Here is a 20,577-nt window from a genome sequence, read left to right as displayed (position 1 = left end):
ATGACGGCATCCATAAAGTCGAAACCTAAACGTTTCCACAACCCTCTCATCCCAATCCCTCCGTCTTCACACTGCCTTACTCATAGATATGAAGAGTTAAGACCTTTTGTGACTAATGACAGAAAGGGTCGATGGAATAGTGGTGTATATGCATTGGTGTAAAACACAGAATAAAAGAAGTTAAAAATAAAATTGAGTGAAGGACAATGGAGGAAATCATCAGACGGCAGGTATATGGAGTCAGTAACTGAACGCTACCGGAGTATAGGTAAGCGGTTACGGAGTTACTGAATCTCCATCAGGGATTCTTCATCAAACAACATATCCCTGCCCTGTGAGTTGGATAAGACTTTCCGAAGCACACGATGATGAATTTCTTCCTCAAGAATGCGGATGAATTCAGGGTTCAAATTGTTTCTTTTGGCATCTTTATATGCTTGAACCAATAATTTGTCTGATAATGTATCCATAAACTTCCCTCCTTCTTTTTTTTGAAAATGCTGGTTCTATATGGTCAAACGAAAGAATATTATTGTAGGTTGCTTGGGTGTACACCTAATTTAACAAATCGCTTCCAGCAAAACAATATGCCCTTTATCCACAAGAAATAGTGGATAAGGTGTGATTAAACTGTGTGGAAAAATAGGAAACCACTTGACTATGAGTGTGGACATTGTGTATAAACTTATCCACAGAAGACAGAAATATCGAAATTTGTCGAAAACTTTTTTATGAATAATAGTTCTATCATAAAGATTAGGTTAATTTATAACTATTTTGGTTCAATTGCTAAAGAAATGAAAGGTTCAAAAATAATTTCCAACACCTTAATAAATATCCAAATAAACAAATACTAAACCTTTTATAAGAAAATTTTCCAATTAATTTTTAAAAATATATAATTCGTTGAGCAGAGCTATCTGTTATCTCATACTCACCGAACTTACGTTTCATTATAACAAAGAACAAAGGTTCGATTCAATAGACAATGCATTGTTTTTATCTTTTGAGAGGCAGTATGAAGAAGATTTTGTATAACTAAGATGAAAAGAGCGAACCCTATCCTAATCTATACGTCATGTAAGAATGATCAAGCAATTTAGAGCTATTTGGCGCTAGTAGAACATACAATGAAAATATGCTACAATTAGTGCCAATACGACAAGGTAATAATGTAGCATAATGCATACCGGCTAGTGCCGGAATTTCAAATAAGAAGAGGTGCTATACAAATGATTTATGCTGGAATACTAGCAGGCGGAAAAGGCACGCGAATGGGCAATGTGCCAATGCCAAAGCAATTTTTACACTTAAATGAAAAACCAATCATTATCCACACAATTGAGAAGTTTATACTAAATAAAAAAATCGATACTATTATTGTTGCAACTCCAAAAGAGTGGATACGTCACACTACCGATACATTAGTGAAATATGGTCTAACAATGCCAAACATTAAAGTAATCGAAGGCGGCACAGATCGTAACGATACCATCATGAACATCATTTCATATATTGAAAGCGTTTCGCCGGTCAGCGATGAAGATATCATCATTACACATGATGCGGTAAGACCTTTCTTGACGCACCGCATTATCGAGCAAAATATTGAAGAAGGCTTAAAAAATGATGCTGTGGATACTGTTATCAGTGCGATTGATACAATTGTAGAATCAACAGACGGCGAATATATCTCGTCTATTCCAATCAGATCACATATGTATCAAGGGCAAACCCCACAAACCTTTAAAATTAATAAATTAAAGCAAATTTATAGTATGCTTAGCGAAGAAGAGAAAGAAATCCTTACAGATGCGTGTAAAATTTTTGCCATCAAGGGTCTTCAAGTCAAATTAGTGCGTGGTGAAACATTTAATATCAAAGTGACAACTCCGTACGATTTAAGTGTTTCCAACGCAATATTGAAAGGAAGTATGGATAAGTGATTAACCAAATTTATCGCCTCGTATCACCAAGACAAATTGAAGTCACTTACAAAGACAGCTCTATAACAGCGGAAAAAGTGGTTGTACGCCCTACACATCTTTCTATTTGTGCGGCGGACCAACGCTATTACACAGGAACGCGCGGCGAAGAAGCAATGAAGAAAAAGCTTCCGATGGCCCTTATCCATGAGGGTGTTGGTGAAATCGCTTATGACCCGCAAGATGAATTCCCTGTAGGCACAAAGGTTGTTATGGTACCGAACAAGCCTACAGAAGAAGATCCTTATATTAGAGAAAATTATTTGACTACAAGCCACTTCAGATCAAGCGGCTATGATGGATTTATGCAGGATTATGTATTTATCCGCCGCGACCGTTTAATTGTATTGCCGCAAGATATTGATATGAATGTTGCTGCCTATACAGAACTTGTTTCTGTTGCTGTGCATGCTATCACTCGTTTCGAAGAAAAATCCATTAAACGCCGCAGTTCATTCGGCGTTTGGGGAGACGGCAATCTTGGTTTTATTACATCTTTATTCTTAAAAACACTATATCCTGATTGTAAAGTGACGATCTTTGGGAAAACAGATTACAAATTAAATCAATTCTCATTCTGTGATGAAGCGATTTACATTAATGATATCCCAGAAGGCTATGAAATTGATCATGCCTTCGAATGTGCTGGAGGCAAGGGAAGCCAATATGCAATTGACCAAATCATTGATGTCATCAAACCAGAAGGCTCTATTGCATTGCTTGGCGTTAGTGAATATCCGGTAGAAATCAATACGCGCATGGTATTGGAAAAAGGATTAACACTTATCGGTAGCAGCCGAAGCGGTGTGGCCGACTTCCAACGTACAGTGGATATTTATAAAGAACATCCAGAAATCGTTGAATATCTAGCTACTTTAATTGGACAAGTCTTCCACGTGACATCTGTACAAGATGCGCTTAGTGCATTTGAATCAGACCTTTCTAATTCATGGGGCAAAACCATCATGAACTGGAAAATCTAAAAATGGGTATTGGCAGAACCATTCAGTACAAAATATTAGCGCTTTATAGGCTGATCTATCGATGCTGTTATCGTCTGGCATGCATGGGGAAGTCTGTAAAGTCAAATAAGGTTGTCATTCCTTTATATCGCCAAGACGAGCTTGAAGGCAACTTGAAGGCAGTATATGAAGAAATGAAAAAGACTCACCCAGAGCTGCAATTTCATATTATCAAGCCGAACAACAAGATTAGCGTAAAGTTGTTTAAGGAAATCAATATGATTGCAGATGCCAAAATTATCTTGTTGGATGATTATTACTTGCCGGTTTATTTAATCAATCCTCGAAAAGAAACAGATATAGTGCAACTTTGGCATGCAGCAGGCGCTTTTAAGAAATTTGGCTATAGTACGGTCAACACAAAGTTTGGTCCAAGTAGCAGTTATTTAGACGTTGTGCCAATCCATTCGCATTATACCCATGTATTCGTATCTTCTGAAAACATGATTCCGTATTATGCAGAAGCATTTCATATGCAGAGAGACCGTATTTATCCAGTTGGCGTGCCGCGCATTGATTACTTTAGCGATCAAGCATTTGTAGAAAAGACGCGCGATCAGATATTAAAGACCTTGTCTGAAAAACAGCGAGGGATGGTTAAAATACTGATTGCGCCTACATATCGCGCTGGAAGCAGCTCAAAGGAATCTGATCTCGATATCGTAGAAGAGTTGATCAAGACGGCCGGACATCTTGACAAGGACAAGCTAATTGTCTTTGTAGGTCATCCGTATATTGACCATAGTCATTTCGAGGTGCTTCAAAAAACGAGCAACATCATCGTTGACGGGCAGTTTTCTACAAATGATTGGATGCTTGTGGCAGATGCTTTCATCACTGATTATTCTTCGGCCATATTTGAATTTGCGCTATTCCACAAGCCATTAGCGCATTATGTACCAGACTTAGAAGCCTATACAAAAAATCGCGGGTTATATAATGACCTTCATAACATTTCAGACGGTGCTATTTTGAGAAGCAGGTCAGCACTGATCGATTGGATTAACAGTCGGCATACAGGCGAATCATATGATACCTCTCGCATGGTAGAATATAATTTTTCCCAAACCTCACATATTGCAAAGAGCATTGTTGAGCAATTGTTTAAATAAGCAGCAGACAAACATTTTCTTGTTTGTCTGCTTTTTTAAGGATTTAGGAGAATTTTCCGTCTTTTATAAATATAATTGTTCAACTATTCCGAATTGAACACTATAATGGAATGATAGAGAATTAGGGAAAGAGGGAATTGCTATGCCATTATCATTGAATCCACAAATCCATCGAATCGGTTTGCCCGGAATTCGAAAGTTTTCCAACCTTCTAGTAAACTTTCCAAATGCCATTAATTTAACCATAGGCCAACCTGATTTTGCGCCACCAGAGGCTGTAAAAAGAGCTGGTATCTATGCACTCGAAAATAATCTAACTACTTATTCCGTGAATGCTGGTTTAGTAGAACTTCGGAAAGCAGTCTCTACATTTTTAGCTGATAAATATCAATGCCAGTATGATGCAAATACTGAAATCCTTGTGACGAATGGGGCTTCTCAGGCAATTGATTCAGTGCTCCGTACGATTTTAGAGGAAGGCGATGAGGTTATTTTGCCTGCTCCTATTTATGCAGGCTATGAGCCAGTTATCTCGTACTCCGGTGCAAAAACGGTTTATTTGGATACGACAGACACCGGTTTTCAACCATCTGCGACCAAACTAAAAGAGCTCATTACCCCTAAGACTAAAGCGGTGATCTTTAATTTCCCATCGAACCCAACAGGTGCCACGATTACACCCGATCAAATGGATGCATTGGCAGAAGTGCTAAAAGAAGAGGACATCTACATTGTATCTGATGAAATTTATAGCGAAAATACATTTAGCGGGGAACACCGTTCATTTGGCTATTATCCCGAACTAAAAGATCGCCTTTTTCTTATTCATGGTTTATCTAAGTCCCATGCTATGACGGGTTTCCGTATCGGTTTCCTGCTTGCCGATGCTCCACTTATTCAAGAAGTAGTGAAAGTGCATTCCTTCAATGCTATCTGTGCCTCTGTTCCCAGTCAATATTCAGCCATTGAAGCACTGACAAATTGCAGGAATACGCCTGCCATTATGAATGAAAGCTATATACGACGTAGAGATTATGTATACAAAAGGTTAAAGGCAATGGGCATTGATGTACAGCTGCCAACTGGTGCATTCTATATCTTCCCATCCATCAAAAAATTCGGCCTTACTTCTGAAGAATTTGCTGTACGTTTACTGAAGGAAGCCGGTGTCGGTACCATCCCAGGTTCTGTCTTTACTCCGTATGGAGAAGGCTACCTCCGCATCACATATGCCTATTCAGATCAAGAATTGGAAGAAGGCATGAATCGTCTTGAACGTTTCATACAAACACTCTCATGATATGCGCTTATAATCAAAACTAGATAAGACAATTAAGAAGGACATCACTATGTGTTGCCCTTCTTGAAGTTGCTCCATATTTGTTTAATGTATATAGACTAAAAAACCCCCTAACTAGTATAATTTTGTATGAAAATTTAAAATAATGAATAATTATTTAAAAATATATGCTATATTAAAAATAGAAATATGTGGATGGAGAAAGTGCTGAAGGGAGTGTTTTTTTGAGTTTATATTTTACATATTTAATAGCTGGTCTTGCAATTGCAATGCCTGTAGGAGCTATGACGGTGGAAATGACGAAACAAGGTCTGAAAAAAGGATTTATGCAAGGATGGGCTGTAGGGTTAGGTGGAATGACGGTCGATTTCCTATTAATCATTGCCTTATATATGGGATTGGCATCTATACTTTCTATATCTTATATACAAATACCAATGTGGCTGATTGGTGCTTTTTTCTTAGCTTATTTAGGGTATGATTCTATTAAAAACTCAAATCAAGACATTGCACTTGCTGGTGATAAATCGAATGTATCATTTTTTAGCTCCTATCTTAATGGCTTATTCGTAGCTCTTTCACCAGGAAATCTTATGTTTTGGATTTCTGTTTTTGGCGCTGTACTTTCTGATTCCTATGATATGACTCAACCAACGAAATTTTTAGTTGTTGGAGCGGGGATATTAAGCGGAATTTTACTTCATGATATTGGTCTGCTTTCTATTGTTGCTGTAACAAGGAAAGTGATGAATCAAACCATGATCAAATGGGTATCGGTTATTGCTGGGTGTATTTTATTATGCTTTGCAGGGTATTTCCTAGTTGAGTTTGTGTTAGCGACAAAGAGACTACTAGTGAGCTGAAAAAAGGACAACACCTTTAATGTGTTGTCCTTTCTTAGACAGAATAAGTTCATTAGAAATCAGACTTTATTATAGCTTCTAATGCTTTTTTTAACGCTTCCGTATCGCTTTCAGTTAAATCTTGAAGAACCTTATCATTTAGCTTATTTGTGGCTACCTCTACTTCTTCTCTGATTTCATTCGACTTTTGAGTAGCTATGACCAAAACATTTCTACGATTGTTTGGATCTACCGAACGTTCTATTAATCCGGCCTTTTGCATTTTATCTAATATTCCCGAGACTGTAGGGGCTTCTAAGTGGACCATTTCTCCAATTTGCTTAGGGGATAATTGTCCTTCTCTCCACAGACAATTCAACACACCATATTGAGCTGGTGTCACGCCATATTCCTCTAATAGCTTGCTGAAGTATTTAAACACTTTATTTTGACTTACGCTTAGTAAAAAATTGATACACTCTTTTAATTCCATTAAATCTCCTCCAAATTGACATTACCTATAATATCATGGTAACTTTTGTAATGAAATAGTTTTGTATCAGAAGTATTTTGTAGCAAAAGGAGGAAGATATCTATGGATACATTCAAGGCAATAGTGGTAAAGGAACAAAAAGATCAGGTCATTTATGGGTTAGAGGATGTTCATATGGACGCTCTTTCTGAGGGAGAAGTGTTAATTAAGGTAGCATACTCTTCCATAAATTATAAGGATATGTTAGCCGTTCAAAAAAATGCAGGAGTGATACGGAATTATCCAATGATACCTGGTATTGATTTAAGTGGAACTGTTGTTAGTTCAACAGATAGCCGATATACAGAAGGTCAGAAAGTATTGGTTACAGGCTTTGGTACTGGAGTGAGCTATACAGGCGGGTTTGCAGAATATGCGAGAATACCAGGGGATTGGATTGTTCCATTGCCAAACAACTTAACCTTAAAGGATGCTATGGTTTTTGGAACAGCTGGATTTACGGCCTCCCTCTCTATCATGGCTTTAGAAAAGAAAGGCTTGGATGTAAACAAAGATGCTAGAATCCTAGTCACTGGCTCAACCGGTGGAGTAGGTAGCGTAGCTTTACAGATTTTATCTAAAATAGGTTACAAAAATATCGCTGCTTTAGTTCGAAAGGATTATCAGGCAGAGGTCGCAAAGTCTTTAGGAGCAACAGAGATCGTTTTTGCACATGAATTAGGGGAACTGAATAAACCGTTGAATAAGCAAAATTTTGACTTTGTCCTAGACACTGTGGGCGGCGACATTGCTTCTGTCCTCATTCCTCAAATTTCTTATGGTGGTAGTATGAGTATGTGTGGAAATGCAGGGGGTATAAAAATATCATCAACTGTGTTGCCATTTATACTGAGAGGAATAAGCCTTTTGGGCATTGACTCAGTAAATGTACCAATTGAAGATCGCCCTGCTGTTTGGGAGAGAATAGCCAATGACTGGAATATTTCTCAAACGACCTTAATAAATGAAATCTCGCTTGATGAAGTACCACAAACAATTGAAGCTATTAAAAATGGTCAGCATGTAGGTAGAACGATTGTTAAATTTTAGAAGTACTATCTAATTGTTTTTCAATAATTGTTCCGCTCCAGACGGCGCTTTCCGCGAGCTTGGCATCAATCTCCTCATGCAGGGTTTTAGCTCAAGCTTTTCCCACAGGGGTCGCCGTCTTCCGCTACAATTGCATTCAAAATTCATGTTGAATACCCGATACCCGTATACATCTTGTTTGTATACGGGTATTTTTCTTACACATTAATGAGGGTTTAATCTCCCCAATAATTTTTCATTAAAGAAACGGACCAATCCGGTTGTCTTACTTCATTTCTAGGCAAAAATTCCTTCATTACAGGCTTAATATCAATAATAGGTGTGCCGTCGATTGCATCTAACCCCTTTACAATGAAGGATCGCTGTTTTAGTTCAATCAGCTCAACGATCGTGACACCTATTTTATTCGGCCTGTTTTTTCCCCGTTGCGCAAAAATGCCGACCTCTGGATAATTTGTATTGTTTCTTGGATGTCTTGCTTCATACTGAATTTTATCGTCTGAAACCTTATCAAAGTAAAAAATGATTTCTAGATGTGAGAATTCATGAATGCCTCTTAGTAAGGCTTCATCTATATTTTCCACAAGTTCAATTGTTGATATGACTGGACCCCATTGATCATCCGCAATATCCTTTCTTGTATTGTTAACAAAGGCAATTGGTTCAATCGTATACTGCATATAGACCCCTCCTTCTAAATAAAAAATTCTCTCTAATTTAATTATATACGGACTTTTTATTTGTTAATTGTTTTTCTTCTACTTAAAAACCTAATGTTGCCTATAAAATCATTGATAAAAGATTATAAAATACTAAATTGGGATATAAGGAAAAAATGGATATACTATGAGTGGAGGTTTTGGATATGAAAAAAGTAACCGTAGCAGTTCCCGTGTATAATGCTGAACAATATATTGAAACATGCTTGAATTCAATTGTAGAACAATCTTTAAATAAAGATGAGTATGAGGTTATTGTCGTGGATGATGCATCAACTGACCGGACGCAGAGCATACTTGAGTATTTCAAAATGCGCTACCCATCGCTCATCCAAACAATTTATCGCAGAGAAAATTCGGGCGGTGCCAGTGTACCGAGAAATGAAGCAATCGCCATGGCGCAAGGCGAGTATATCTTTTTTGTCGATAGTGATGACTATTTGGGTGCAGAAGCCCTAGAAAGAATGTATGCATATGGCCATGCAAACAATTCCGATATAGTGATCGGTAAATATGTCGGCGTGAAGGGTAGGAAAGTACCGGAAGCTATTTTTGCCAAAGGGAATTTAGAGAAGGCAGAAATACTAGATGACAGCCTGTTCTATGCCTTGTCAGCCCTCAAAATGTTCAGATTAGAGAAAGTGCGTGCGTTGCAGCTATCTTTTGACGCAGATGCCATTGTAGCAGAGGACCAAGCATTCACAGTTGCCATGTATTGCAATACAGAGCAAATCTCAATTGTAGCTGATTATGATTGCTACTTTGTGACGAAGCACGAGGATGGACATTTATCGGAAAATGAACTAAATACAGATTTATATTTTCGTTTAATGGCTGACATCCTTCATTCCATATATCAAGGTTCTGTCGGAGATACAGAGTACAAGCATAAACTGGCGGGCAAATTTGTGACGCGCATGTTCCGACATGGACAATCAAAGGATTTCTTCAAGAACAAGCACATGACAATGGGACAAAAGAAAGAATGGCTTCTTGCCTTCTCACGTTTTATCAACGAGAACATGCCTGAGGAAGCAGACCAATACGTAACAGCTACATTTAGTGAAAGATTATACTATATTCGTGAAAATGATTTATATAAACTAACAATTGCGGAAAAGCTAAGAACCTTAACCACAGATGTCAAAAAGCTTAGAAAAGAAAATAAAGAGTTGAAAAAAGAAATCAAAAAGTTAAAATCAGAAAAGAAATCACAAAGCGGTAACAAAACAGAAGGATGAGAAGAATAGCACAATTTGTCGTGATTTAGTGGAATCCACTGGAACGAATGAAGAAAAAACTTTATAATGTAGAAAGTTATACGGCAAAAAGGTGTGGCGAATGAAGCGATTACAGAAACAACACAATGACGCCATAATATTTTCATTAAACGGTAAAAGAGGTACATGCATTGAAGAAGCTAAAAAAAGTGAAAAAGAAATTTCGGAAGAAACTAGATAGAAAATTCAAAAGAGAAATATTCCAAGCACTTTATAAAATGTTTTCTCTATTGCCAATCAATAACAACAAAATCTCGATTCTTTCAGATAGCCGCAAAACATTGAGCGACAATTTTCAATTTGTTTATGATGAGTTGAAGAGAAGGCATAATTATGAATATTATTTCTTGCTAAAAGAAAGTGTTAAAAAACGCAAAAGATATTTAGAAATTATCCAACTAGCCTATAATATGGCTACATCAAAAGTCATCATGGTCGATGATTTTTATCCAATGGTGTACCCGCTGAAAATCCGTAAAAATGCTGATTTAATTCAGCTTTGGCATGCAGTGGGCGCATTTAAAACATTCGGCTATAGCCGTGTCGGCAAAGTTGGTGGTCCAGATCCGAATTCCAAAAACCACAAAAACTATACAAAGGTAACGGTCAGCTCTTCGACTGTTGCGCCCTTCTATGCGGAAGGCTTTGGTGTTTCTTTGGACAAGGTTATTCCTACTGGGATTCCACGTACTGATGTTTTCTTCGATGAAACATACAAGAAAGATAAAGAAGAAATGTTGTATACTAAGTATCCGGAATTTAGAGGGAAGAAAATCGTACTCTATGCGCCAACTTTTAGAGGAAATGGCCAAAGCAGTGCACACTTTCCGATGGAGATGCTTGATTTCGATCGTATTTACGAAAAGTTGGATGACAATACCATCTTCCTAATCAAAATGCATCCATTTGTGAAGAAGAAAGTTCATATCCCTGCTGAATACAAGGATAAGATTCAAGATTTCACGAAATATCCAAGCGTAAATGATTTATTGTTTATTACAGACGTGTTAATCACAGACTACTCATCTGTTTGCTTTGAATACGCATTATTAAATAAACCCATGATTTTTTATTGCTTTGACCTTGAAGAATATATCGAAACGCGTGATTTCTATATTCCGTACCAAGACTTTACGCCAGGTCCGATTGTCCGTACCTGTGATGCCATGATTGATGAAGCAATTCAATTAAAAGATGTGAAAGCTGTAGATTATAAAACATTTACAGACAAATTCTTTGAGGATTTGGATGGCAAATCTACTGAACGTGTAGCGGATTTAATTGACGCTTGCATGGCTTCCAAGTCTTAACCCCCTATGAAAGAAGAAGGAGTGTTATCAACACATGAAGAAATATTTAATACGCTCAGGGATTACGCCATTTCAAACGTTTAGCCCCGCTGAGATGATTGTGAACAATTCAATTGGCGGAAATGTAGGCAACCTTATTTATGCATACAGTGTGTACCGTACATTAATGACGGATGAGAACGTAGAATTCGTGCCCGATTATTATAAAATCAACCCAAAAGATGCAGACTATATCAATGAAACGTATGATGCTTATCTAATTCCGCTTGCGGATGCATTCCGTAAAGATTTTGTGCCAACACTTCGCAGATATACACAGTTAATCAACAAATTAAAAATTCCTGTTTACGTAATAGGCGTTGGCTTACGTACAACATTCGATCCTAAACCGGATGATGAATTTGAATTTGACGAAGACGTAAAAGCATTTGTAAAAGCTGTATTAAAAAGATCTCCAATGATCGGGGTGCGCGGCCAAATTACGGCGGATTATCTGTCTCGCCTTGGCTTTAAAGACGGTGTTGATCATATGGCAATCGGGTGTCCATCTATGTACACGTTTGGCCGAGAGCTAAAAATCCGTGAGACGAATATTACGCCGGAATCTATGGTTGCTGTCAATTCGTCACGTCTTTCACCGAAAAATGTGTTAGATTTCATTACACGTAGCATGGATGAATTCCCAAATCATTACTTCATCCCGCAATGGCTGAAAGAATTGAGATTGACGTATATTGGCTATCCAGAAATTCCGAAAATCGAACATGGCAACTATCCAGGAAAAATTACAGATCCTGTTTATGCTAATAACCGCGTTCGCTATTTCCTAAACGTTCCTACATGGTTAGAATTCTTGCAACAAGCAGACTTTGCATTCGGCGCACGTTTACACGGCAACATTACGTCAACAATTGCCGGAACGCCAAGCTTGATGATTCCAAAAGATGGCCGTATGCGCGAATTAACTGAGTACCATCATTTAACACATGTATGGGCAAAGGATATTGACGACAACACAAACATTTGGGACTTAATTGAAAAAGTAGATTTCCATGAAGCATCAAAATATCAAGGTGAGAATTTTGATCGTTATATCGATTTCCTAAATTTAAGCAAAATCGATCATATCTATAAAAATGGCAACGAGCCAACACGCATTCCGCTTGATGAAAAGCTAGCTGGTGTTGATTTACAGCCACCTCTAGAACCTATTACAAGCTGCACAATTCCAGAAGCGGTAAAACGTTTTGAAACACTTTCAGAGCTTGAAAACAAAAATGCACCAAAAGCAAAAGCACCTTCAAGCGGCTCTGCTGAAAAACGCAGACTAGAAGAAAAAGAAAAACAAATCAAACACCTGCAAGGTACATTAAACCGTAAATCCGTTCGCACAGCATTGAAAATTGCAAACATGTTTGCGAAGAAATAAAATAAAGACTGCCCATTCGTTATGTGTGGGCAGTTTTTTTATATTATTTGATCGTCAATGATTTATCATTTACGACGAAATATTAAAAAGAAAATCGTAGTTATAATTTTTAAGGTAGGAAAAGATATTATTAAATGCATAGATTAAGATATAGATCATAGTAGGAAGTGTTGGAGAAGTGAATATTTAATTTACTCATCTTTTCAATATTGGTATTATTAACTAACAGAGGTGACCTGTGAGAAAAGGAAGTGTGTTTTTGGAAAAAATCACTTTTTTTATATTTAATATAATTTTAGCATTTATATTATTTTTCGATTTTTTTGTGCGAGGCAGTAATTTTATATTTGCATTTTTGCTTATTTTGTTAGTAGTAGTTCTAATATTGAATTATTATTTTTCTAAAAATGAAAAGTTTAGATGGACAATAGGTAAGAAACAGGAAGCGTTAGTAGAGGCTTTAATTGCTACATGTATGATGGTTTTAATTGTTATTTTTTATTTGTTGGGTGGACGTTCTCAGCATGGGGTGGATTCCACAGGATACGTTATTTGGATATTATATTTATTAACATTAGGTAAATTTTTTAAGGATTATAAAGAGAATATTCAGGAGTGGAATAATGAATAACACTCAATATCTTATTCATTCGCATTTTTGTTTTTTACTATATGTCTGAATAATATTGATAGGTTAAGGGAGTTCATAAAAACAATTTATAAGTAAATAACAGACAAAGAAAGTTTATACTAGTTAAGAGCTGTACTGATAGTTATTTTCACTTTAATAAAATGAGTAGAAGCGTCCTAGAGAACCTGCAACCAAATAAAAAACTGCAGAGACAGCTCTGCAGTTACTTTGTCATTAAATCATCTTTTATTTTCGTTGTAGAAATACCTTCTGTTCGAGGAAGGTAGATCACTTCGCAATAATCTTTTAGAAAATCAAATTTGCCTTCCCAGTCGTGGCCCATGACAAATGTGTCAATCCGATGTGTTTTAACATCGTCAATTTTTTGCTCCCATCTGTTTTCAGGGATGACTTCATCCACATACCGGACTGCTTCGAGGATGGTTTTTCGGTCCTCATAGCTGTAGTATGCTTGTTTACCTTTGATGGCATTGAATTCGTCGGTTGATACGGCAACGACAAGATAGTCACCAAGCGCTTTTGCCCGACGCAAAATATTGATATGGCCGACATGGAGAAGATCAAATGTGCCATATGTAATGATTCGTTTCACAGTAATGCCTCCATTCAATGCGCAACTAATTTCGCGCAAGCAAATAATCAACTAGCTTGCTGCTTGCGTGACCATCCGAGAATTGATTCCACGAAGCAGAAAATCGTTGAATGCGCTCAAGGTCAAATACATTATTTTGTAGAACGTATACAAGTTCATCGTCCGTTGATACGACTGGCCCAGGCACAAGATCCTCATAGTTGGTCCAAAAACCACGTTCCATCTCATATTTTTCCAAATCATATGGATAAAAGATTTGTGGCTTCCCAAGGAGAGCGTATTCAAATGGAATCGAAGAATAATCTGAGATGACGCAATCAGCTACACACAGCAAATCATTAATTGGTACATTATTTTTTACAGAGATAATTTGTGGATGATCCATCGCTGCCACATTTTGCGCCACAGCAGGATGCAATTTAATGATTAATAAATAATTTTCGCCAAGTTCGTTTATGATATCCTTAAAGTCTATCGGAATGCTTTGCGCATTGAGCTGCTGATCGCGGAAAGTAGGCGCATAAAGAATAATGCGTTTACCGATCATGTCGGGATATTCTTTGAACAATGCAATTTTCGCCGCTTCCATAGCATCCAGGTCATAGAAAAAGTCTGTACGTGGAATGCCTAAACGTAAAAACTGACCATCCTTCATCTCAAATGCGGATTTGAAAATTGGGACCATCTCGTCTGAGCCTACTACGACACGATTCATACGATTGTACACACGTCTAAAACGGCGTACTGCAGCGGGAGAGCGAAACAGCACGCTCGCATCCTGCATACCGAACTTCTTCACAGCACCTGCTGCATGCCATAGCTGGATACACTCTACATCTGGACGGAAATTCGTCACACTCAGAATAGGGAAATAATTATCAATTAAAATGGTCCGAGCTGTTGCCAAATGATAAAGACCTCTCACATAATCCATTATATTAGTTGGACTAAACGACAAAATCGCCTTAGCTCCGGTCCCTTTAAATGTTTCTTTACATTTAGAGGTACGCAGCACGATGAAACCTTTTTCCCCCCGCCTTGCCAGCTCATTCGCCACAAAGCACGCGTTGTCTCCAAAATCACATAATAATACAATTTTTTTCTTTAAAGGCATTAGATTAAACAATTCAAAAATACATTTATTTATAAATAAAAATAGTTCAATTAACCATTCTTTTCTCATTCATTCACCCAATCTACAAAAACTATCTATCCTGCAATGGTAGTACTATGCCACATATTAATAAATGCAGCTTAATAACACGCAACAATCAGTCAATAAAAAAATCAAAATGATTGAAGTTTATCTTTATAGTTACTGATTATAGCATAGTTTTGCCGACTTTTTCTAAAAAATACCGCGTGACAAATTTCTCAAAAAGATGTTATTGCGCTAACGGAATATTTTCCATTAATATGTTATACTATGTTGAAGTATTTTTCTTAATAAATATAAATGAATAGGTGTATTGTGGAACCTTCGATTGCCGCTAGCGTTAGCATTGTAGCGTAAGCGACAAAGCATGCGATAAGGGGCAGAAGCAGTATTCATTTAGGAAATCAAAACCACGAAATTGAGGAATTAACGAAATGAGAGCACTTATAAAAATTATAAAAGAACAATACCATTCTTTTTATTTAATAATGCGCTTGGCTAAATTTCAATTGCGCATCGACAATCAAAACAACTATCTAGGTTTTGCATGGGAAATACTTAATCCAGCGATACAAATGGCGATGTACTGGTTCGTCTTCGGCTTTGGAGTTCGCGGTAAAGAGAATATCACGAACGGCCATTCAGAAATACCGTACATCTATTGGATGCTCGCAGGGATATCAATGTGGTTCTTCATCAATAAGGCGATTCTAAACGGGTCAAAGGCCATTTATCAAAAATATACGATGGTCGCCAAGATGAATTTCCCATTATCCGTATTGCCTAGCTATATCATCATGGGGAAATATTACGGCCATTTAGCGCTTGTAGGCCTCATTATGGTTGTTTTCTGGATTAAGGGTTATTACCCAAGCATCTATTATATACAGCTAATTTATTTCTTACTGATGAGCTATATTCTCGCATTTGCGATTACACTCGTGACATCAACGCTCACTGTTGTTGTACGGGATATTCAAATGCTTATTCAGTCACTATTACAAGCGATGTTCTTCTTATCACCTATCTTATGGGATCGTTCTACATCGATGCCGCACTGGATTCAAAGTATTTTACAGCTTAACCCATTCTATTATCTAGCTAATGGCTACAGAGCCTCGCTTTTATATAATGACTGGTACATTGTAGAACACTGGCAGCTGACTCTATACAACTGGGGATTAATTCTATTCCTTCTGTTAATCGGTTCAACAGCGCACTTTAAATTCAGAAACCGCTTCTCTGACTTTATCTAAAAATGTATTAAAAGGAGAATTACCATGGCGGAATCCGTGATTATCAAAAATGTAACTAAAACATATCGTATGTATAAAACAAAGGGCGAGCAGCTGAAAGATCTTGTGTTGCCTGGAAAATCTGGGTCTGATTTTAATGCAATAGAAGATATCTCCTTCGCAGTCGAAAAAGGGGATGTTGTAGGCCTTGTAGGCATCAACGGCTCCGGCAAATCGACTCTATCCAATATCATCGGTGGTATTGTGCCGCCAACATCTGGCGAGGTGATCGTCGATGGAGAAGTCAATGTGATTGCTATCAATGCAGGCCTGAACAGTCAATTGACAGGCATCGAGAATATCGAATTCAAATGCTTGTTGATGGGCTATAGCAAAGAAAGAATTGCAAAAGTCATGCCTGAAATTATCGAGTTTTCAGAGCTTGGGGACTTTATCTATCAGCCTGTAAAAAAATACTCTAGCGGGATGAAATCAAAACTCGGCTTTGCAATTAGTGTGACCGCAGATCCTGATATCCTGATCATTGACGAAGCGCTATCGGTGGGTGACCAAACCTTTGCTGACAAATCGCTTGCAAAGATGAATGAATATAAAAAGCGTGGCAAGACCATCTTCTTTGTCAGCCATAATTTGTCGCAGGTTCGAAGCTTCTGTACGAAGATTGCTTGGATTGAAGGCGGCCACTTAAGAGAATTTGGGCCGACTAATATTGTCATGAAGAACTATTCCGAATTCATTAAGAAATATCATAAACTTTCGCCTGAAGATCAAAAGGCTTTCCGCGATAAATTGGCCAATCGCCGCAAACAGAACAACAAGTAGTTTTTCACGGATCGAGGCTAAAACTCGGTCCGTGTTTCACCTTAAAAGGATGTGAACTCAATGAAAAGAACAGTATTTATGACAACTTGGGGCATTAGTGATACGTTGGATGACACAACAAAAGAGTTATTACAGCGAGCATCCCTATTTGCAAATGACGAGTATTGTCCGGTTATTCTGACAATGGATTTCAAAATTAATTATGATGAGATTATTAAAGGGCTTTATGCTACAGGCTGGTTAAAAAAAGAGGTTGAAGTAATAAACGTTTTTGATTATTACCGCCAAAAGTTCTCTTCTAAAGAAGTGTCCGCTGCTCAAAAAGCCCAATATGAACAAAATATCAAAAAATATGAGGGCGACTACTGGGTACAAGATGGTGATACAATTGCACGTTATTTCCAAAACGGCAGTTATATCAAGTATAAGCAATGGGATGAGGATGGCGTGCTGAAGTTCATCGACTACTTCGATGAAAATCGTGTACGTATCCGAAAAGAAGAATACAATCCGAAGGGCTACAAAATTCGAGAGACTTTGTATCACCCAGCCAATAATAAAAAGAACCAAGAGCGCTTCTTTACGCCCGATGGCTTTTGTTACTGCACCAATTGGTTCAATTACCAAACAGATAAGCAGCAAGCGCTTTTCCTATTTGACCCTGCTCATAAAAAAGCGGAGGACTTTTCGAATCGAAAAGACTTTCAAATTTACTGGCTAGAAGAATTGTGCCGAACTGAAGTCGTGAAACCGGTCATCATTGTAGACGGCGTGTTAACTGTCAATCGTGTCATTCAGCTTGATGATGATTTAGCGTATAAAATTTATAACATACACCAAAATCACTTTGAAGCGCCTTACACATTGGGCAGTGACTATAATAAAGCAACTAAGCCAATACTTGATATCGTTTCTAAAGGTTTTCCAATCGTTGTGCCGACATCACAGCAACAGTTGGACTTGCACAAAGAGATTGGCAACAGAGGCAATATTCATGTTATTTCACCAAGTGTTGAAATGCCACGTGCTAAGAATGAAAAAAATTCGTTGCTTGTTTCGATGATTGCAGATTTTACGGCAGAAAACCGCATTGGCCAAGCAATCGAAGCATTCATGGAGGTCGCACGCGACATACCAGGTGCGAAGCTTGAAATTTACGGATCGGGCGAAGAAGAAGACAAGCTGAAGAAATTAATTAAAAAGCTTAAAGTCGCGCACGGTGTAAAACTTAAAGAACCTGTTCAAGATACAGATGCGGTCTACTCGAAATCAGCTGTCTCAATCGTTACAGCAGAAGCGAAAGGTTTCGTCCAAAGTATTCTTGAATCATTTGCCAACGGTACACCTGTTGTGGCTTATGACACCAACTATGGACCAGCTCAACTCATCCAAAACGAGGAAACCGGCTATCTTGTACAAGATGGAGAAATTGAGGCATTAGCAGATCGTATCAAAAAATTGCTTGATAGCCCAGAAGACAGACAACGAATGGGTAACAATGCACAGCAATTAGTGAAAGAACAATATACACCTCAAAGCTTCTATGAAAACTGGAAGCAACTAATTCAGAGCACTATCGAAGAAGATAAACAGAAACCATTGCTTTAGGGCGATGGTTTTTTGTATTAGTAGGTGCCATCATTTATTGCTAGTCTCGTGGGCTTTATAACCGCTCCTAGGAATTTTTTAACCGTTGCCATCAGATTAACAACCGTTCCCCGGAAATTTACTACCGAAATTGAATAATTTAAGTCTTTTTTCCCTCTTCAAACAACAAAAGTCACTACTTGCTGTTTAAATAGCTTCCATTTTCGGTTACAATAGCCATATCTAAAACATCCACCGAAGGGAGTACTCATGAATCAAACAGCAAAAGGATTTTTTTTAGTCCTAACTTTTATCCTCGGCATCACTATCACTATGCAAGTACCCGTAGGTGCAAAAACTGCATACAAGACAACGAAAACTCAGGAAGTTGCTCGTATTAAAACGACGTCAGCCAAAATTTATAGCAATCCAACGAAGCTCAAAAGCTTCAAGCTAGCTGCAAAGACACGTATGAGTAAAACTTATGAAGCCAACAGCAAAACAAAGATTGGCAAAACAACGTACTATCAGCTTTCACAAGGCAAAACTAAAGTTGGTTGGTTAGCGACAAAAGATATCACACGCCATAAACGCATCCTGCAAAGCACCAAGAAAACAACAGCATACATAGCAGGGACACACAACTCCTATAACATGCCATGGGGCACAACGAAGAACAAAGTATCATCACTAAGTAGCTCTCGTGCAAAAGAATTCAAAGCTATACGCATTGAAAAGATTGGCAGTACTCTTTGGTACAAGGGTACATTGAACAATAAAACGGTGTGGATTTCACAGAGTGCCCTTAAAACAAATCCATATACAGCACTCAATCTTAGAAAACCATCAAACGTTACTGCGAAAGAAATGCAAAACTTCTTAATCAGTAAAGGGAAATTACCAAATAATGTATTGTACAAGCTAGCACCAACTTTCATTACGTTACAAAAAGAAGCGGGCATTAATGCGCAATTTATGCTGGCGCATGCCATTCTTGAAACAGGCTGGGGAAGTTCAACCATTTCCCAATACAAAAACAATTATTTTGGTTATCAAGCCTACGATACCTGTGCATTAACCTGTGCCAAATACTTTCCCTCAGGCAAAGCTGGACTTAGCGCATATGCCTATAAAATTTATCGAGACTATCTAACAAGCTCTGGTGCATATTACAACGGTCCGACACTAATTGGCATGAATGTCCGGTATGCGACAGACCCAGAATGGAGCGACAAGATTGCAAACTTAATGGCTCAAATGAAATCGTATAGCAGTAGCTATTATAGTAAAAAAACAGCAAGCAATGTTGTTTTTAAAGAGCCAAAAGAGTACAACAACGTCATTCCGGTAGGGAAACCACAGCCGGATCAATTCCTAACAATGCCGGATGCGATTAAAGCGAAAGTGGATGTAGCGGAAGGTGCCCAAATCTACAGCCTGCCTTATGTTTACTCCGCACAATACGGCACCTATAAAAAAGGCAAGGCTATCACTTTAAAGGCCTACCACACAGATGTCCGTGATTTTACAAATACCAAAGGTAAAATGGTGCGCTGGTATCGCATTGACTACAGTGGCAAACAAGGCTGGCTCAGAAGCGATCAAATTGCGGTTGCGAATTTAGGCTTTACCAACAATCGTACTGCACTTCAAAACGACAAGTACACACAAGTGGCATCAGTTAATAAGAACGCATTGATCAAGCTGGTCAAAAAAGATAATAAATATGTTACAAAAACAGACAAGAAAAAAGTGAAATGGTATCAAATCTACAAACCAGGCTCTACAAAAAAACTATGGATTAAAAGCTCTAACCTGCAAATGTTCAACTAAAAAGTAACGAGGTTCCTTCTCTGGAACCTCGTTTTTATTTTGACACAATCTACTATCTATTAAATTCACAAAAATCATGATATAGTTAGTAAAAATCC

At 37.8% G+C, this 20,577-nt stretch carries 19 protein-coding genes; 14 read left to right on the top strand and 5 right to left on the bottom strand.

Features of this window, described 5'->3' with window-relative positions; all coding sequences use genetic code 11:
• Window positions 1–284: 284 nt before the first annotated feature.
• A complete protein-coding gene (locus tag RST01_RS16270; RefSeq protein ID WP_066791768.1) occupies window positions 285–470 on the bottom strand; it encodes a sporulation histidine kinase inhibitor Sda in 186 nt (61 codons plus the stop codon).
• A gap of 762 nt (window positions 471–1,232) precedes the next feature.
• Here RST01_RS16270 and RST01_RS06655 point away from each other — a divergent pair.
• The 5 genes from RST01_RS06655 (at window position 1,233) to RST01_RS06635 (ending at window position 6,282) form a co-directional block, all read left to right on the top strand.
• Complete coding sequence (locus tag RST01_RS06655) at window positions 1,233–1,946, top strand: IspD/TarI family cytidylyltransferase (protein WP_066791769.1); 714 nt, start codon at window positions 1,233–1,235, stop codon at window positions 1,944–1,946.
• Window positions 1,943–2,968 carry a ribitol-5-phosphate dehydrogenase gene (locus RST01_RS06650; RefSeq protein WP_147195379.1) on the top strand — a complete coding sequence of 342 codons (1,026 nt, stop codon included), beginning with the start codon at window positions 1,943–1,945 and terminating at the stop codon, window positions 2,966–2,968. The genes RST01_RS06655 and RST01_RS06650 overlap by 4 nt, the downstream gene beginning before the upstream one ends.
• A 2-nt stretch (window positions 2,969–2,970) precedes the next feature.
• Window positions 2,971–4,119: a CDP-glycerol glycerophosphotransferase family protein gene (locus RST01_RS06645; RefSeq protein WP_244946663.1), complete on the top strand. Its 1,149-nt coding sequence runs from the start codon at window positions 2,971–2,973 to the stop codon at window positions 4,117–4,119.
• Between the two features lie 142 nt (window positions 4,120–4,261).
• The gene (locus tag RST01_RS06640; RefSeq protein WP_147195377.1) at window positions 4,262–5,419 is read left to right on the top strand and encodes an aminotransferase class I/II-fold pyridoxal phosphate-dependent enzyme; all 1,158 of its coding nucleotides are present in this window, start codon (window positions 4,262–4,264) and stop codon (window positions 5,417–5,419) included.
• Between the two features lie 224 nt (window positions 5,420–5,643).
• Window positions 5,644–6,282 (top strand): LysE family translocator, encoded by a 639-nt coding sequence (locus RST01_RS06635; RefSeq protein WP_147195376.1) that lies wholly within the window; start codon window positions 5,644–5,646, stop codon window positions 6,280–6,282.
• Window positions 6,283–6,334: 52 nt separating this feature from the next.
• On the opposite strand, the gene RST01_RS06630 is transcribed toward RST01_RS06635, so the two are convergent.
• The gene (locus RST01_RS06630; protein WP_147195374.1) at window positions 6,335–6,754 is read right to left on the bottom strand and encodes a MarR family winged helix-turn-helix transcriptional regulator; all 420 of its coding nucleotides are present in this window, start codon (window positions 6,752–6,754) and stop codon (window positions 6,335–6,337) included.
• 102 nt (window positions 6,755–6,856) lie between these two features.
• On the opposite strand from RST01_RS06630, the gene RST01_RS06625 reads away from it, so the two are divergent.
• Window positions 6,857–7,843, top strand: a complete 987-nt coding sequence (locus tag RST01_RS06625) for a YhdH/YhfP family quinone oxidoreductase (protein ID WP_147195372.1) — start codon at window positions 6,857–6,859, stop codon at window positions 7,841–7,843.
• Between the two features lie 215 nt (window positions 7,844–8,058).
• On the opposite strand, the gene RST01_RS06620 is transcribed toward RST01_RS06625, so the two are convergent.
• Entirely contained in the window at window positions 8,059–8,523 is a 465-nt protein-coding gene (locus RST01_RS06620; protein WP_147195371.1) for an SAM-dependent methyltransferase, read from the bottom strand.
• 185 nt (window positions 8,524–8,708) lie between these two features.
• On the opposite strand from RST01_RS06620, the gene RST01_RS06615 reads away from it, so the two are divergent.
• From RST01_RS06615 to RST01_RS06600, 4 genes are all read left to right on the top strand, one after another.
• Window positions 8,709–9,803: a glycosyltransferase family 2 protein gene (locus RST01_RS06615; RefSeq protein WP_147195369.1), complete on the top strand. Its 1,095-nt coding sequence runs from the start codon at window positions 8,709–8,711 to the stop codon at window positions 9,801–9,803.
• A gap of 170 nt (window positions 9,804–9,973) precedes the next feature.
• The gene (locus RST01_RS06610) at window positions 9,974–11,152 is read left to right on the top strand and encodes a CDP-glycerol glycerophosphotransferase family protein (RefSeq protein ID WP_147195367.1); all 1,179 of its coding nucleotides are present in this window, start codon (window positions 9,974–9,976) and stop codon (window positions 11,150–11,152) included.
• A gap of 34 nt (window positions 11,153–11,186) precedes the next feature.
• Window positions 11,187–12,581 (top strand): polysaccharide pyruvyl transferase family protein, encoded by a 1,395-nt coding sequence (locus RST01_RS06605; RefSeq protein WP_147195365.1) that lies wholly within the window; start codon window positions 11,187–11,189, stop codon window positions 12,579–12,581.
• A gap of 259 nt (window positions 12,582–12,840) precedes the next feature.
• A complete protein-coding gene (locus tag RST01_RS06600; protein WP_147195363.1) occupies window positions 12,841–13,212 on the top strand; it encodes a hypothetical protein in 372 nt (123 codons plus the stop codon).
• 223 nt (window positions 13,213–13,435) lie between these two features.
• On the opposite strand, the gene tagD is transcribed toward RST01_RS06600, so the two are convergent.
• Both tagD and RST01_RS06590 read right to left on the bottom strand, forming a co-directional pair.
• Complete coding sequence (tagD, locus tag RST01_RS06595) at window positions 13,436–13,825, bottom strand: glycerol-3-phosphate cytidylyltransferase (RefSeq protein ID WP_066791779.1); 390 nt, start codon at window positions 13,823–13,825, stop codon at window positions 13,436–13,438.
• Window positions 13,826–13,850: 25 nt separating this feature from the next.
• Window positions 13,851–15,008, bottom strand: a complete 1,158-nt coding sequence (locus RST01_RS06590; RefSeq protein ID WP_147195361.1) for a CDP-glycerol glycerophosphotransferase family protein — start codon at window positions 15,006–15,008, stop codon at window positions 13,851–13,853.
• A 407-nt stretch (window positions 15,009–15,415) separates the two neighbouring features.
• Between RST01_RS06590 and RST01_RS06585 the strand changes: the two genes are divergently transcribed.
• From RST01_RS06585 to RST01_RS06570, 4 genes are all read left to right on the top strand, one after another.
• The gene (locus RST01_RS06585) at window positions 15,416–16,237 is read left to right on the top strand and encodes an ABC transporter permease (protein WP_147195359.1); all 822 of its coding nucleotides are present in this window, start codon (window positions 15,416–15,418) and stop codon (window positions 16,235–16,237) included.
• A 24-nt stretch (window positions 16,238–16,261) separates the two neighbouring features.
• Window positions 16,262–17,059 carry a teichoic acids export ABC transporter ATP-binding subunit TagH gene (gene tagH, locus RST01_RS06580; RefSeq protein ID WP_066791782.1) on the top strand — a complete coding sequence of 266 codons (798 nt, stop codon included), beginning with the start codon at window positions 16,262–16,264 and terminating at the stop codon, window positions 17,057–17,059.
• 60 nt (window positions 17,060–17,119) lie between these two features.
• Window positions 17,120–18,667 (top strand): glycosyltransferase, encoded by a 1,548-nt coding sequence (locus tag RST01_RS06575; RefSeq protein ID WP_147195357.1) that lies wholly within the window; start codon window positions 17,120–17,122, stop codon window positions 18,665–18,667.
• A gap of 249 nt (window positions 18,668–18,916) precedes the next feature.
• Window positions 18,917–20,479, top strand: a complete 1,563-nt coding sequence (locus tag RST01_RS06570; protein WP_147195355.1) for a glucosaminidase domain-containing protein — start codon at window positions 18,917–18,919, stop codon at window positions 20,477–20,479.
• Window positions 20,480–20,577: the final 98 nt, after the last annotated feature.

This window comes from Rummeliibacillus stabekisii (assembly GCF_007988965.1).
Taxonomy (GTDB): Bacteria; Bacillota; Bacilli; order Bacillales_A; family Planococcaceae; genus Rummeliibacillus; species Rummeliibacillus stabekisii.
This window is presented reverse-complemented; position numbering and strand designations above follow the sequence as displayed.

What these genes read in the sequence shown, in the direction of transcription:
- RST01_RS16270 (WP_066791768.1), bottom strand. Translation starts at nt 470, where the DNA reads ATGGATACATTATCAGACAAATTATTGGTTCAAGCATATAAAGATGCC.
- RST01_RS06655 (WP_066791769.1), top strand. Translation starts at nt 1,233, where the DNA reads ATGATTTATGCTGGAATACTAGCAGGCGGAAAAGGCACGCGAATGGGC.
- RST01_RS06645 (WP_244946663.1), top strand. Translation starts at nt 2,971, where the DNA reads ATGGGTATTGGCAGAACCATTCAGTACAAAATATTAGCGCTTTATAGG.
- RST01_RS06640 (WP_147195377.1), top strand. Translation starts at nt 4,262, where the DNA reads ATGCCATTATCATTGAATCCACAAATCCATCGAATCGGTTTGCCCGGA.
- RST01_RS06630 (WP_147195374.1), bottom strand. Translation starts at nt 6,754, where the DNA reads ATGGAATTAAAAGAGTGTATCAATTTTTTACTAAGCGTAAGTCAAAAT.
- RST01_RS06625 (WP_147195372.1), top strand. Translation starts at nt 6,857, where the DNA reads ATGGATACATTCAAGGCAATAGTGGTAAAGGAACAAAAAGATCAGGTC.
- RST01_RS06620 (WP_147195371.1), bottom strand. Translation starts at nt 8,523, where the DNA reads ATGCAGTATACGATTGAACCAATTGCCTTTGTTAACAATACAAGAAAG.
- RST01_RS06615 (WP_147195369.1), top strand. Translation starts at nt 8,709, where the DNA reads ATGAAAAAAGTAACCGTAGCAGTTCCCGTGTATAATGCTGAACAATAT.
- RST01_RS06605 (WP_147195365.1), top strand. Translation starts at nt 11,187, where the DNA reads ATGAAGAAATATTTAATACGCTCAGGGATTACGCCATTTCAAACGTTT.
- RST01_RS06590 (WP_147195361.1), bottom strand. Translation starts at nt 15,008, where the DNA reads ATGAGAAAAGAATGGTTAATTGAACTATTTTTATTTATAAATAAATGT.
- RST01_RS06585 (WP_147195359.1), top strand. Translation starts at nt 15,416, where the DNA reads ATGAGAGCACTTATAAAAATTATAAAAGAACAATACCATTCTTTTTAT.
- tagH (WP_066791782.1), top strand. Translation starts at nt 16,262, where the DNA reads ATGGCGGAATCCGTGATTATCAAAAATGTAACTAAAACATATCGTATG.
- RST01_RS06575 (WP_147195357.1), top strand. Translation starts at nt 17,120, where the DNA reads ATGAAAAGAACAGTATTTATGACAACTTGGGGCATTAGTGATACGTTG.
- RST01_RS06570 (WP_147195355.1), top strand. Translation starts at nt 18,917, where the DNA reads ATGAATCAAACAGCAAAAGGATTTTTTTTAGTCCTAACTTTTATCCTC.